The organism is Pulveribacter suum, from assembly GCF_003013695.1.
GTDB classification, from domain to species: Bacteria; Pseudomonadota; Gammaproteobacteria; order Burkholderiales; family Burkholderiaceae_C; genus Melaminivora; species Melaminivora suum.
The window spans coordinates 3253389-3266656 of the sequence record NZ_CP027792.1 but is presented as its reverse complement, the minus strand read 5'-3'; the positions used below and the strand labels follow the sequence as shown (position 1 = coordinate 3266656).

Sequence of the window (13268 nt, the reverse complement as noted above, 5' to 3'; positions counted from 1 at the left end):
ATCGGGAGAGTTGGTTTTCACGCTTGCAGCCAGCTCTTAACCCGCCGCTGCACATGGGGCGGAATGCCGCGCGCCACCGTGCGCAGCAGCGGCAGCGAGCGCAACCAAGCCAGGGCCGTTACTGCACCGGTCCGGGCGGCCTCGACAGGCGTGGGCTCGGGCAGGTACTGCGAGAGCACGGCGGCGTCCACTGGGGTCGCCTGAGGTACCCCGGCAGGCATGGGCAGGTCGGCTAAATAGTCGTGCGCATAGCTCCAATCGCTGCCATCCGTCGCAACGGAGGCCGTCGACGCCAGGGCAGGCGGAGTGGCAGGGGCGAAATGCTCCGCACGCAGCCGGCTGAAGAACGCCACCCAGCCCTTGCCGTCTTGTCCCCAGGGGCAGACCCAGCTCCAGGCCCGGCCGGCGACACGCTCGGCAAAGGCCCCGATGTCGGGCACGGCCACGGGCAGGCCGGCCTGCAGCGTGGCGCTCAGGGTGTAGCTGTAGGTCTCGGGCCACTGGGCGGGGAACCAGACGATGTCCGGCTGCAGCCATTCCAGCAAGCCTCGCAGATCTTCTTCCTTGTACTGGCCGTAAGTGGTCAGCCGCGTGCGCGGCTGGGTGCGCAGGTGGCGGTAGCCGTAGCCAAGCAGGTGGAATTCCACCGGCGCGCCTTGGCGGGCGGCTTCCAGTGCGGCGGCCTCCAGCACGTCGGCGCCCTTGATGGCGCTCAAGGCGCCGATCACGGCGACCTTGAGCGGGCGGTTGCCCTGCAGCGGCTGCGGGGCGGGCGCGGGCAGGGCAGTGCCCGGTGCGATGTCGGTGTGCGGTACGGCGCGCACGCGGGCGGCCGGGGCGAAGGCGGCGATGCGGCGGGCAGCATCGTGGCTGGGGGCCAGCACCTGGCGGGCGCCAGCCAGCAGGCGGGCGTTGGCGCCGCGCCACTCGGCCACGCTGGCTACGCCGGGCAGCAGCTGCGGCGTGGGCATGGCCGGGGTGCAGCAGGCGCACTGGCCAGGCGCAGGCTCGCCCGCGTAGCGGCCGTCGTTGCCGGTGAGGGTGATGTGGGTGCAGTAGCTGAAGTAGTCGTGCGCGGTGAAGTCGTAGGGCACGTCCAGCAGCGCCGGCAGGTCGCGCACGGGCTGGCCGTGGCCCAGCAGGTGGTGGTAGTGCACATGGCACACGCCCAGGGCGCGCAGCACGGCCAGCAGGTCGTCCCACTGGTCGGCCAGACGGAACGACAGCTCAAAGCCCTCGTTCTCGCCAGCCATGCGCAGGATGACGCTGCCGCCCGGCGCGGGCGACAGGGTCAGGAACTGCGCCCGGCCCCGCAGGTGGGCAGCCAGCTCGCGCACGTGGCGCACGGTGCCGCCAGCGCGGTCGTGCAGCACGGCCAGCACCACGGGTGGGCCTTCGCTCTGGAGGCGGGCCGCATCCAGGGCCAGGCGCCAGGGCCGGGCCGGGTCTTCCTGCACGAAGGCATGCACGTCGCGGGCATAGGCAGGGTGCAGGCGGGCCAGCGTCTCCATGGCGGCGCGCTCGCGCGGGCTCTTGCTGTCGCCGAAGCTCACGCCCCCGGTGTGCAGCACGAAGGTGTCCAGCAGGTGCAGGTTGCGCCAGCCGGCCTTGGCGGCGCGCTGGCAGAAGTCGTTTTCCTCACCGTAGCCCTTGCCGAAGTTGTTCGTGTCGAACAGGCCGACTGCATGGAGGCAGTCGCGGCGGATGTACATGCAAAAGCCCACGCCGGTGGGCACGTCCACCACGGCGCCGGGGTTGGTGCGGGCGGCCAGCGCGTCCAGGCGCGCCGTGTCCCAGCCGGGGGGCAGCGGGTTGTCCTCGCAAAAGCGCGGGTAGCTGCAGATGGTGGCGTTGGTGGACAGGGGCGTGACGCTGGCCACGCGCGCGTCGCCGTAGGCGGCGGCGCGGATGCGGTCCAGCCAGTCATTGGCCACTTCGGTATCGCTGTTGAGCAGCAGCACGTCGTTGGCCTGTGACAGCGCCATGCCGCGGTTGACAGTGCCGACGAAGCCGAGGTTTTCCTCGTTCTCCAGCAGGGTGATGCGCTCGTCCTGCGCGGCGCGCTCGCGCAGCCAGGCGGTGACCTCGGGCTCGGGGCTGCAGTCGTTGATGACGATGAGGCGCCAAGCGCACTGGACCGGCGCTGCCAGCACGGATTCGATGCACACACGCGTGTCGTCCAGGCCTCGGTAGACAGGGACGATGATGTCCACCGGGTGGCCCGGCGGCTGCATCGGCTGGGGCGCGGGCCGCGCGGCGGTGCGCAGGTGCTTGGGGGTGCGGCCCAGCAGGCGGTCGAGGGTCATCTTGGCATGCACCAGCGGGCGGGTGGCGCGGAATACGGTGGAGTTCTCGATGGATTTCAGGTGCGCGGCCAGTTCGCCGTATTCACTCTGGATGCGGGTGAGCTGGTGCTCCAGCTGGGCGACGTTGCGCTGAAATTGCGCGGACTCATTCTGAAAGCTGTCGCTCTGGGCCTGCACACGCTGTGTTTGTGCACGGCTTTCTGCGAGGGCGCGCGTGAGGTTGTCCATGTGCTGCTGGCGCTCCTGCAGTGCGCTGATGCGATCTTGCAGCGGCTGCACGGCCGCCGACAGCGCCAGGTAGTCGGCCGACATGGGCCAACCCAGGTCCACCTCCAGTACCGCGGCCTGCGCCAGCTGCTGCGCGGGGGCCGGCAGCTCGAACCACGGGTCGTCCCCGGTGAGCAGCAGCATCGTGGGCGATGCCGCAGGGGCATGCCAAACGATCTGCTGGTGCGGAGTGGCGGCCAGCAGAGAGCGGCCCGCCTCCAGCGCCGTCCACTGCCACAGCGGCTGGCCCGCCCCGTCCAGCAGACGCAGCGCGTGCAGATGCACAAAGCCAGGGCGGTCGGCCGGGTCCAGGCGGATGGCGGTGATGGGGGTATCGCCCATAGGCAGCTCGAAGCGCAGTGTCTGGCGCTCGCTACCCATGGCGCCGGTGGCCGTGCGCTTGCCTTCTTCCGCATAGCCCTGGCCGCGCGCCACATACAGCTGGGCGGTGAACAGGGCCTGGGCGGGCCCGGGGTCGAGTGCGCCCTCCTGGCCATCACGAATAGCCTGGGCCACCGGCTGGGCTACGCCGATGAACTGGTAGGCCAGCGCATCAGGCGCGGCCAGCAGGTAGCGGGCCACGGCCGGAGGCAGCTCGTCGAAGCGGGCCTGGAATTCGGATTCGGGCAGTTCGCGTCGGATGGTCTCCAGCGACCGGACGGCCCAGCGCTGTTCGCCCAGGAAGCGCGCCAGCGAGCGGCGCGTGAAAAAGCGCAGGTGGGTGCGGTCCAGCAGCCCTTCCTCGCGGTAGCGGAACTCGCCCTGCAGCAGCTCGGCCACCAGCCCGGCATAGCCGGCATTGGGCACGGATACCATCAGCCGGCCCGTGCCGGGTTTGAGCAGCTCGCGGCAGGCGGCCAGCACGCGCTCGGGCGCGCGCAGATGCTCCAGCACGTCGGCGCAGACGATGCAGTCGTAGTGCTGCGCGGGGAAGGTGCCCAGCAGGTCGCAGACTTCCAGGTCGGCCACCACCACTTGGCGGTAGTACGGGCGGGTATGGCGGGCCTCGGCCTCGCTCCAGGTCAGGCCGTCGCTGGTGCAGTTGCGCGTTTCCTTTAGGTACTGGCCCAGGGCGCCGCTGCCGCAGCCCAGGTCCAGCACGGTGGCGCCGGGGGCGATCAGCTCGGCCAGTGCCGACAGCGACGTGCGCTCTCCGGGCCGGATGCTGCGCAGATAGACGTGCAGGTCCTCGATGTTCTGTGTCATCCCGGAATTATCGGTGGGCGGCCGGGCCCGGCGCTGCTGCGACAATGGCGGGTTGATGCAAGCAGCTCCCTTTAGCGATGGCGGCCTGGTGGTGTCCGTGGTCAGCCATGGCCACGGCGTGGCCGTGCGCGCGCTGCTGCAAGACCTGGCCGGGCTGTGCGCCGGCAGCGTCACCCGGGTGGTGCTGACGCTGAACCAGGCGGACGAGCCGCCGCCTTTTCCTGAAGACCAATCGTGGCCGTTCGCCCTGCAGCTGCGCCGCAATGCGCGGCCCCTGGGCTTTGGTGCCAACCACAATCGCGCGCTGGCTGGGGCGGCAGAGGCTTTCGTGTGCGTGCTCAATCCCGACGTGCGGCTGCAACCGCAGGCGGGCGACGCCCTGGCAGCGCTGCGGGCCGTGGCGTGCCGGCCGGGCGTGGGCTGTGCCTACCCGGCGCAGGTGGACGCTCAGGGCCGGGTGCAGGACAGCGAGCGCGCCCTGCCCACGCCCGCTGCGCTGTGGCGCCGCCGCGCGATGGGGCGGTCGGAGGCCCGCGTGGACTGGGTGAACGCCGCCTGCCTGGTGCTGCCGCGCGCGGCCTGGGCCGACGTGCGCGGGTTCGACGAGCGCTACTACATGTATTGCGAGGATGTGGACCTGAGCCTGCGCCTGCGCCTGGCCGGCTGGCGGCTGGAGCGGGCGCCGGTCGCGGTGGTACACGCGGGGCAGCGCGCCAGCCACCGCCGCCTGGCCCACCTGGCCTGGCACCTGCGCAGCCTGCTGCGCCTGTGGTGCTCGCCGGTGTATCGGCGTGCCCGCACTTTGTTGCCACCGGATACGCGGGCTGCGGATAGGATCGGCGCCCCATGATCTGGCTGTCCCTCGTTGCCTTTGCCGTCGCTGCGCTGTGCGCGGGCGTCATCATCCGTTGGCTGGGCGGGCGTGCGGCCGCGTATGGCGAGGGCATGCCCCAGCGCTTTCACGTGGGCGAGGTGCCTCGCCTGGGCGGCGTGGCGCTGCTGGCGGGGGTGCTGGCGAGCTGGCTGCTGGGCGTGTGGGAGACGACGCGCGCTGGCGATCCGGGCTCGCTGCGCCTGGGCCTGTGGGTGGGGGGCTGGGTGGCGGCGCTGCTGCCGGCTGCCCTGGGCGGCATTGCCGAGGACATGACGCAGCGCCTGACGGTGCGCTACCGGCTGCTGCTGACGCTGGCTTCGGGCGCGCTGGCCATCGCTCTGCTCGGGCTGAACGTGCCGCGCCTGGGCGTGGCGGGGCTGGACAGCCTGCTGCAGACCGTGCCCTGGCTGGGCGCCGCCATCGTGCTGCTGGCCATTGCCGGGCTGCCGCACGCCTTCAACATCATCGACGGCTACAACGGCCTGGCGGGGATGGTGGCGCTCATCGTGTGCCTGGCGCTGGCCCACGTGTGCCTGCAGGTGGGCGACCGCAGCCTGGCCGCGCTGCTGGTGTGCGTGGCAGCCGCGACCGGCGGCTTTCTGGTCTGGAACTACCCGCGCGGCATGCTGTTTGCCGGCGACGGCGGGGCCTACATCTGGGGCGTGACCATCGCCCTGGCCAGCCTGTCACTGGTGCAGCGCAACGCCGAGGTGTCGCCCTGGTTTCCCATGCTGCTGCTGCTGTACCCCGTGGCCGAGACGCTGTTTTCCATCTACCGCAAGCTGGCGCGGGGCGACTCGCCCGGCATGGCGGACGCGCTGCACTTCCACCAGCTGATCTACCGGCGCATCGTGCGCGGCGTGTTCCACGAGGACGAGGCCCGCCGGGTGCTCAAGCGCAACAACCGCACTGCGCCCTACCTGTGGGCGTTCACGCTGCTCACCGTGGTGCCGGCGGTGCTGTTTTGGCGCAACACGCCGGTGCTGATGGTGTTCTGCGCGCTGTTCGCAGTGGCCTACGTGACGGCCTACCTCGGCATCGTGCGCTTCAAGGTGCCGCCCTGGATGCGGTTCTGACGACTGGCCGGCGCACCGAGTGGGATGGGGCACAATTTGCCCTCCGTTTCCATCTGCAACCGCCTGCCTCGCCATGACCGACCTGCAATCCATCGCCCCGCGCGACAAAGCCGAAATCCTCGCCCAGGCGCTGCCCTACATCCGCCAGTTCCATGGCAAGACCATGGTCATCAAGTATGGCGGCAATGCCATGACCGACCCGGCGCTGCAACAGGACTTTGCCGAGGACGTGGTGCTGCTCAAGCTGGTGGGCATGAACCCGGTGGTGGTGCATGGCGGCGGGCCGCAGATCGAGCAGGCCCTCAAGCGCCTGGGCAAGAAGGGCGAGTTCGTGCAGGGCATGCGCGTGACCGATGCCGAGACCATGGAAGTCGTGGAATGGGTGCTGGCCGGCGAGGTGCAGCAGGACATCGTGGGCCTGATCAACCAGGCGGGCGGCAAGGCCGTGGGCCTGACTGGGCGCGATGGCGGCATGATCCGCGCGCGCAAGCTGCGCCTGCTGGACCACAAGGACCCGGCCGTGGAGCACGACGTGGGCCAGGTGGGCGACATCGTGGCCATCGACCCCAGCGTGGTCAAGGCGCTGCAGGACGATGCCTTCATTCCCGTGGTCAGTCCCATCGGTTTTGGCGATGACAACGAGAGCTACAACATCAACGCCGACGTGGTGGCCAGCCGCCTGGCGACCGTACTGCAGGCGGAAAAGCTGGTGATGCTCACCAACATTCCCGGCGTGCTGGACAAGGCCGGCGAGCTGCTGCCCGAGCTCACCCCGCAGCAGATCGACGGCCTGATCGCCGACGGCACCATCTCCGGCGGCATGCTGCCCAAGCTGGCCGGCGCCATCGACGCCGCCAAGGCCGGCGTGAACGCCGTGCACATCGTCGATGGCCGGGTGCCGCATGCCATGCTGCTGGAAATCCTGACCGACCAGGCCTACGGCACCATGATCCGCAGCCAATAGCGGCGGCCCGAATGCCCTTGGCGGCGCCTTGGCAGTGCGCCGCAGATTCATAGTAAAAAGTGGCTCCGGCGCTTACTGGGTAAGCGTTGGAAGCTCTATTTTTGGTAGCAACAGGCCGCGCCGGCCCCTGACGACGCCCTTCATGTCCGACACGCAGACCCTCGCCCTCGACGCCACCCCTGCCGCCACCGAGCAGCCGCGCCGCCGGCCGCGCCCGGGCGAGCGGCGCGAGCAGATCCTGCAGACCCTGGCCGCCATGCTGGAGCAGCCCGGCGCCGAGCGCATCACCACCGCCGCGCTGGCGCGCCAGCTGGGCTTCAGCGAAGCGGCGCTGTACCGCCACTTCGCCAGCAAGGCGCAGATGTTCGAGGGGCTGATCGACTTCATCGAGACCAGCGTCTTCACCCTGGTACGCCAGATCACCGCGCTGGAGGACAGCGCCCAGCAGGCCGACGACGGCGCGCGCCGCGCCGCGCGCATCGTGGCCATGGTGCTGCAGTTCGGCGAGCGCAACCCCGGCATGGTGCGCGTGATGGTGGGCGACGCCCTGGTGCTGGAGCACGAGCGGCTGCAGCAGCGCATGAACCTGTTCTTCGACAAGCTGGAGGCCAGCCTGCGCCAGTGCCTGCGCGGCGCGCTGCAGGTGGGCGGCGACGCCGTGCCCACGGCCGCTGCCCAGGTGCGTGCCGCCGCGATGGTGGATCTGCTGCGCGGGCGCCTGCAACGCTATGCGCGCACCGGCTTTCAGCGCCAGCCCACCGAGCAGCTGGAGGCCACCCTGGCGCTGCTGGCCTGAAGGCGGGTGCGGGAATTAGGGGTTTACCCCTAAAGATCGGTCGGCAAGGCGTGCCGACTGGTCAGGCAGGCGGCTTTTGTGCAAAATAGCACGATCGTTCGTTTTGCTTTGTCCATGCCTGCCTCCTCGCCTTCCATCCCTTCCCTGGCTGCCAAGCCGGCCGCCCGCGCGCCGCGGCGCGATGGCCGGGTGCTGCACAAGGGCCAGCAAACCAAGGCAGCCATCATCGAGGCCGCCCTGGGCCTGGCCACGCACATCGGGTTGGAGGGGCTGTCCATCGGCGCGCTGGCCGATGTGACGGGCATGAGCAAGTCCGGCGTGTTCGCCCACTTCGGCTCGCGCGAGGAGCTGCAGATTTCCGTGGTGCGCGAATACCACCAGCGCTTCGAGCAGGAGGTGTTCTACCCCGCCATGGCCGAGGAGCGCGGCCTGCCGCGCCTGCGCGCCATGTTTGCCCACTGGATGCAGCGCACCTCCATCGAGATCGACTCGGGCTGCATCTACATCAGCGGCGCCGTCGAGTTCGACGATCGCCAAGGACCCGTGCGCGACGCGCTGGCCGGCTCGGTGCTGACCTGGATGGCGGCCATGAAGCGCGGCATCCAGCAGTGCAAGGAATGCGGCCAGCTGCAGGCCGATGTGGACGAGGACCAGATGCTGTTCGAGATCCACGGCCTGATCCTGGCGCTGCACTACGAGGCACGCTTTTTGAAGACGCCCGGCTCCCTCGGCCGGGCCACCACCGGTTTCGACAACATCCTGGCCCGCTACGCGGCCTGATCTTTCCTGCCCCCTCTTTCGTTTCAACACCGTTTTTTTCCAGGAGCCACCCGCATGCCCATCTACACGCCCCCGCTGCGCGACATGCAATTCGTTCTGCATGAAGTGTTCAAGGTCACCGACGAGTTCAAGGCCATGCCGGCGCACGCCGAGGTGGACGCGGACACCATCAACGCCGTGCTGGAAGAAGCCGGCAAGTTCGCCGCCGGCGTCGCCTTCCCGCTGAACATCAGCGGCGACACCGAGGGCTGCAAACTCGACACCGCGACGCACGAGGTCACGCCGCCGAAGGGCTTCAAGGAGGCCTACCGCCAGTACGTCGAAGGCGGCTGGCCGGCCTTGTCGTGCGACCCCGAGTTCGGCGGCCAGGGCCTGCCGCACACGGTGAACCAGTGCCTGTACGAGATGCTCAACAGCGCCAACCAGGCCTGGACCATGTACCCCGGCCTGTCGCACGGTGCCTATGAGGCGCTGGTCGCCCACGGCACCGACGAGCAGAAGAAGACCTACCTGCCCAAGCTGGTCAGCGGCGAGTGGACCGGCACCATGTGCCTGACCGAGCCGCACTGCGGCACCGATCTGGGCATGCTGCGCACCAAGGCCGAGCCCCAGGGCGATGGCACCTACAAGATCACCGGCAACAAGATCTTCATCAGCGCCGGCGAGCACGACTTCACCGAGAACATCGTGCACCTGGTGCTGGCCCGCCTGCCGGACGCGCCCAAGGGCAGCAAGGGCATCAGCCTGTTCGTGGTGCCGAAGTTCCACGTCAAGGCCGACGGCTCGCTGGGCGAGCGCAACCCCATCTTCTGCACGGGCCTGGAGCACAAGATGGGCATCCACGGCAACGCCACGGCGCAGATCGCCATCGACGGCGCCACCGGCACCCTGGTGGGCGAGCCCCACAAGGGCTTGGCCGCCATGTTCGTGATGATGAACGCCGCACGCCTGGGCGTGGGCAACCAGTCGCTGGGCCTGACCGAAGTGGCTTTCCAGAACGCCCTGGCCTACGCCAAGGACCGCATCCAGATGCGCAGCCTGTCGGGCAAGAAGGCGCCGGACAAGGAAGCCGATCCCATCATCGTGCACCCCGACGTGCGCAAGATGCTGCTCACGGCCAAGGCGTATGCTGAAGGCGCCCGCGCCCTGCAGGTTTTCTGCACCCTGCTGCTGGACAAGGCCCACGGCCACCCCGACGAGAAGGTGCGCAAGGACTCGGACGAACTGGTCGCGCTGCTGACTCCCATCGTCAAGGCCTTCGTGACCGACAACGGCCACGTCGCCACCAACGCCTGCATGCAGGTCTTCGGCGGCCATGGCTTCATCAAGGAATGGGGCATGGAGCAGTTCGTGCGCGACAACCGCATCAACATGATCTATGAAGGCACCAACACCATCCAGTCGCTGGACCTGCTGGGCCGCAAGGTGCTGGGCAACAACGGCGCCACGCTCAAAAAATTCGGCAAGCTGGTCGGCCAGCTGGTGCAGGAGGAAGGCGTGAACGAGAAGATGGCCGAGTTCATCAACCCGATCGCCTACCTGGGCGACCAGATGACCAAGTTCACCACCGAGATCGGCTTCCGGGGCTTTCAGAACCCCGACGAAGTGGGCGCCGCTGCCGTGGACTACCTGCGCGTGGCCGGCCACCTGGTGTTCGGCTACCTGTTCGCCCGCATGGCCCAGGTGGCGCTGCGCGAGATCGCGGCCGGCAACACCGACCCGTTCTACGTCGCCAAGCTGCAGACGGCGCGCTTCTACTTCGCCAAGCTGTTCCCCGAAACCGCGACGCTGATGCGCACCGCGCGCGCCGGAAGCAAGGTGCTGATGGACACGGACGCCGCCCTGGCGTAAACCACAAGCCGTGCGCCCCGCCGCGTGCGGGGGCGCGCTCCCTGTTTCGTGTTTTCAAGCCTTTTTGACCTGGAACCCTTATGAGACAAGCGCTAGCAGCTATTGTTTTTGCAGCAATCGCCGCCCCCACGTGGGCCCAGATGAGCCCCGTGGGCCTGTGGCGCAGCATGGACGACAAGACCGGCGAGGCCAAGTCCGAGATCCGCATCGAGGAGCATGGCGGCGCGCTGGAAGGCCGTATCGAAAAGCTCCTGCGCAAGGACGCCGACCCGGCCGCCAAGTGCGTGGAGTGCAAGGACGCGCTCAAGGACCAGCCCATGGTCGGCCTGCCCATCATCACGGGCGCGAAGAAGGCCGAAGGCAAGGACGTGTGGGAGGGCGGCAAGATCCTCGACCCGGAAAACGGCAAGCAATACACCCTGCGGCTGACGCCCGCGGACGGCGGCCAGAAGCTGGAAGTGCGCGGCTCCATCGGGCCCTTCGGGCGCACGCAGACCTGGCAGCGCGTCAACTAACCCCCCCGAAGCGCCTGCGGCGCCTCCCCCCCCGAGGGGGCGCACCCAGCGGACCGGCACAGCCGGATCCGCGGCTGCACTCGCATGTCGGCGCTGTGTGGTGAATCGACTAGGAATATTTGAATGTCTCGTTTCAACGTGAGAAAAGTCGCCGTGCTCGGCGCGGGCGTGATGGGCGCGCAGATTGCGGCCCATCTCGTCAACGTGAAGGTGCCGGTGGTGCTGTTCGACCTGCCCGCCAAGGAAGGTCCGAAGAACGGCATCGTCACCAAGGCCATCGCCAACCTGAAGAAGCTCAAGCCCTCGCCGCTGGGCGTGGCCGACGACGCCGACCTGATCCAGGCGGCGAACTACGAAGAGCACATGCACCTGCTCAAGGACTGCGACCTGGTGATCGAGGCGATCGCCGAGCGCATGGACTGGAAGCAGGACCTGTACCACAAGATCGCCCCGCACGTGGCCAAGCACGCCATCCTGGCGAGCAACACCTCGGGCCTGTCGATCACCAAGCTGTCCGAGGCGCTGCCTGAAGCCCTGCGTCCGCGCTTTTGCGGCATCCACTTCTTCAACCCGCCGCGCTACATGGTGCTGGTGGAGCTGATCAACACGCCCACCACGCAGCCCGAAGTGCTCGATCAGCTCGAAGCCTTCGTCACCACCGCTCTGGGCAAGGGCGTGGTGCGTGCGCACGACACGCCCAACTTCATCGCCAACCGCGTGGGCATCGCCGGCATGCTCTCGACCATGAAGGAGGTCGAGAACTTCGGCCTGACCTTCGATGTGGTGGACGACCTGACGGGCAAGAAGCTCGGCCGCGCTTCCAGCGGGACGTTTCGCACCGCCGACGTGGTGGGCCTGGACACCATGGCGCACGTCATCAAGACGCTGCAGGACAACCTCAGCCTGGAGACCGACCCGTTCTACGAGAGCTTCGGCACGCCGCCGGTGCTGGCCAAGCTGATCGAGCTGGGCCACCTGGGCCAGAAGGCCAAGGCAGGCTTCTACAAGAAGGTCGGCCGCGACATCCTGCGCTTCGATCTGGAAGGCGAGGAGTACGTGCCGGGCGGCCAAAAGGCCGACGAGGTCTATGGCCGCATGCTGAAAAAGCCCGCCGCCGAGCGCCTGAAGCTGCTGCGCAACGCGGAAGGCGCGCAGGGCCAGTTCCTGTGGGCCATCCTGCGCAACAGCTTTCACTACGCTGCCGTGCACCTGGCACAAATAGCCGACACCGCGCGCGACGTGGACCAGGCCATGCGCTGGGGCTTCGGCATGAAGCAGGGCCCCTTCGAGCTGTGGCAGCAGGCCGGCTGGCTGGAAGTGGCGAAGATGATCCAGGAGGACATCGACGCGGGCAAGGCACTGTCCAAGGCGCCGCTGCCCGAGTGGGTCTTCAAGGGCCCCGTGGCCGAGGCCGGCGGCGTGCATACGGCGCAGGGCTCGTGGAGCGCGCGCAGCGGCAAGTTCGTGCCGCGCCGCCAGCTGCCTGTCTATGAGCGCCAGTACTTCCCCGAGAAGCTGCTGGGTGAAGACAACCTGCCCGACTGGCGCACGGCCGGCACCACCGTCAGCAACACGGACGCGCTGCGCGTCTGGACGCTGGACCGCGAGGTCTGCCCGGCGGGAGGGCGCGTGCTGATCGCCAGCATCCAGAGCAAGATGCACGCCATCAGCCCGGACGTGATGGAAGGGCTGGTGGAAGCGGTGGACCTGGCCGAGCGCGAGTACGACGGCCTGGTCATCTGGTCGGGCGACGCGCCGTTCTCGGTTGGCGCTGACTTGCAGGCCACCATGCCCGCGTATGTGGTCGCCGGCATTGGTGCCATCGAAGAGGTGGAGCACGAGCTGCAAAAGCTGATGCTGCGACTGCGCTACGCCCAGGTGCCGGTGATCTCCGCCATTCACGGCATGGCGCTGGGCGGCGGCTGCGAGCTGGCCATCCACAGCGCGCGCCGCGTGGCGCACATGGAAAGCTACATCGGCCTGGTCGAAGTGGGCGTGGGCCTGGTGCCCGGCGCCGGCGGGCTGACCTACATCGCCCGCCGCGCGGCCGAGAACGCCGCCGCCAGCACCGGCAAGGATCTGCTGCCCTTCCTGACCGAGGGCTTCTCCGCCGCCGCCATGGCCAAGGTGGGTACCAGCGCCATCGAGTCGAAGAAGCTGGGCTACCTGCTGGAGTCCGACCTCATCGTGCCGCACAAGGACGAGGTGCTGTTCGTCGCTGTCAACGAAGCCCGCGCCATGGCCGCTGGCGGCTGGCGCGCGCCCCTGCGCCGCCTGTTCCCCGTGGCCGGGCGCAGCGGCATCGCCACCATCCGCGGCCAGCTGGTGAACATGCATGGCGGCGGCTTCATCAGCGAGCACGACCAGCACATCGCCACCCTGATCGCCGAGGTGGTCTGCGGCGGCGACGTGGACGCCGGCACGCTGGTCAGCGAGGAATACCTGATGGCGCTGGAGCGCAAGGCCTTCTGCGCCCTGATCGAGCACCCGAAGACGCAGGAGCGCATCCTGGGCATGCTGAGCACCGGCAAGCCGGTTCGGAATTGATGACCAACCCCCTGAGCCGCTGGGGGCCTGGCAAAGCCAGATCCACGGCGCCTGCTGGCCTGGCATGCGCCCGTGCCATGCCTCAG

At 68.8% G+C, this 13268-nt stretch carries 9 protein-coding genes; 8 read left to right on the top strand and 1 reads right to left on the bottom strand.

From position 1 onward, the window contains the following. Nucleotides 1-17: 17 nt before the first annotated feature. Nucleotides 18-3779 carry a methyltransferase domain-containing protein gene (locus C7H73_RS14985; protein WP_106847389.1) on the bottom strand — a complete coding sequence of 1254 codons (3762 nt, stop codon included), beginning with the start codon at nucleotides 3777-3779 and terminating at the stop codon, nucleotides 18-20. Nucleotides 3780-3834: 55 nt separating this feature from the next. Between C7H73_RS14985 and C7H73_RS14980 the strand changes: the two genes are divergently transcribed. The 8 genes from C7H73_RS14980 to C7H73_RS14945 all read left to right on the top strand — a co-directional run bounded on the left by C7H73_RS14980 (nucleotide 3835) and on the right by C7H73_RS14945 (nucleotide 13182). Further along, a complete protein-coding gene (locus C7H73_RS14980) occupies nucleotides 3835-4629 on the top strand; it encodes a glycosyltransferase family 2 protein (RefSeq protein WP_193483931.1) in 795 nt (264 codons plus the stop codon). Further along, entirely contained in the window at nucleotides 4626-5729 is a 1104-nt protein-coding gene (locus C7H73_RS14975; RefSeq protein WP_106847388.1) for an MraY family glycosyltransferase, read from the top strand. The genes C7H73_RS14980 and C7H73_RS14975 overlap by 4 nt, the downstream gene beginning before the upstream one ends. A 73-nt stretch (nucleotides 5730-5802) precedes the next feature. Next, nucleotides 5803-6693 carry an acetylglutamate kinase gene (gene argB / locus C7H73_RS14970; protein WP_106847387.1) on the top strand — a complete coding sequence of 297 codons (891 nt, stop codon included), beginning with the start codon at nucleotides 5803-5805 and terminating at the stop codon, nucleotides 6691-6693. Nucleotides 6694-6835: 142 nt separating this feature from the next. Then, the gene (gene slmA / locus C7H73_RS14965) at nucleotides 6836-7489 is read left to right on the top strand and encodes a nucleoid occlusion factor SlmA (RefSeq protein ID WP_106847386.1); all 654 of its coding nucleotides are present in this window, start codon (nucleotides 6836-6838) and stop codon (nucleotides 7487-7489) included. Nucleotides 7490-7603: 114 nt separating this feature from the next. Further along, complete coding sequence (locus C7H73_RS14960) at nucleotides 7604-8269, top strand: TetR/AcrR family transcriptional regulator (protein WP_106847385.1); 666 nt, start codon at nucleotides 7604-7606, stop codon at nucleotides 8267-8269. A gap of 54 nt (nucleotides 8270-8323) precedes the next feature. Beyond that, nucleotides 8324-10120, top strand: a complete 1797-nt coding sequence (locus tag C7H73_RS14955) for an acyl-CoA dehydrogenase C-terminal domain-containing protein (RefSeq protein WP_106847384.1) — start codon at nucleotides 8324-8326, stop codon at nucleotides 10118-10120. An 80-nt stretch (nucleotides 10121-10200) separates the two neighbouring features. Beyond that, a complete protein-coding gene (locus C7H73_RS14950; protein WP_106847383.1) occupies nucleotides 10201-10635 on the top strand; it encodes a DUF2147 domain-containing protein in 435 nt (144 codons plus the stop codon). 123 nt (nucleotides 10636-10758) lie between these two features. Continuing rightward, the gene (locus C7H73_RS14945) at nucleotides 10759-13182 is read left to right on the top strand and encodes a 3-hydroxyacyl-CoA dehydrogenase/enoyl-CoA hydratase family protein (protein ID WP_106847382.1); all 2424 of its coding nucleotides are present in this window, start codon (nucleotides 10759-10761) and stop codon (nucleotides 13180-13182) included. Nucleotides 13183-13268 lie beyond the last annotated feature (86 nt).

Excerpts from the sequence above, each read along its gene's own strand:
- C7H73_RS14945 (WP_106847382.1), top strand. The coding sequence starts at position 10,759 with ATGTCTCGTTTCAACGTGAGAAAAGTCGCCGTGCTCGGCGCGGGCGTG.
- C7H73_RS14975 (WP_106847388.1), top strand. The coding sequence starts at position 4,626 with ATGATCTGGCTGTCCCTCGTTGCCTTTGCCGTCGCTGCGCTGTGCGCG.
- argB (WP_106847387.1), top strand. The coding sequence starts at position 5,803 with ATGACCGACCTGCAATCCATCGCCCCGCGCGACAAAGCCGAAATCCTC.
- C7H73_RS14980 (WP_193483931.1), top strand. The coding sequence starts at position 3,835 with ATGCAAGCAGCTCCCTTTAGCGATGGCGGCCTGGTGGTGTCCGTGGTC.
- slmA (WP_106847386.1), top strand. The coding sequence starts at position 6,836 with ATGTCCGACACGCAGACCCTCGCCCTCGACGCCACCCCTGCCGCCACC.
- C7H73_RS14955 (WP_106847384.1), top strand. The coding sequence starts at position 8,324 with ATGCCCATCTACACGCCCCCGCTGCGCGACATGCAATTCGTTCTGCAT.
- C7H73_RS14960 (WP_106847385.1), top strand. The coding sequence starts at position 7,604 with ATGCCTGCCTCCTCGCCTTCCATCCCTTCCCTGGCTGCCAAGCCGGCC.
- C7H73_RS14950 (WP_106847383.1), top strand. The coding sequence starts at position 10,201 with ATGAGACAAGCGCTAGCAGCTATTGTTTTTGCAGCAATCGCCGCCCCC.
- C7H73_RS14985 (WP_106847389.1), bottom strand. The coding sequence starts at position 3,779 with ATGACACAGAACATCGAGGACCTGCACGTCTATCTGCGCAGCATCCGG.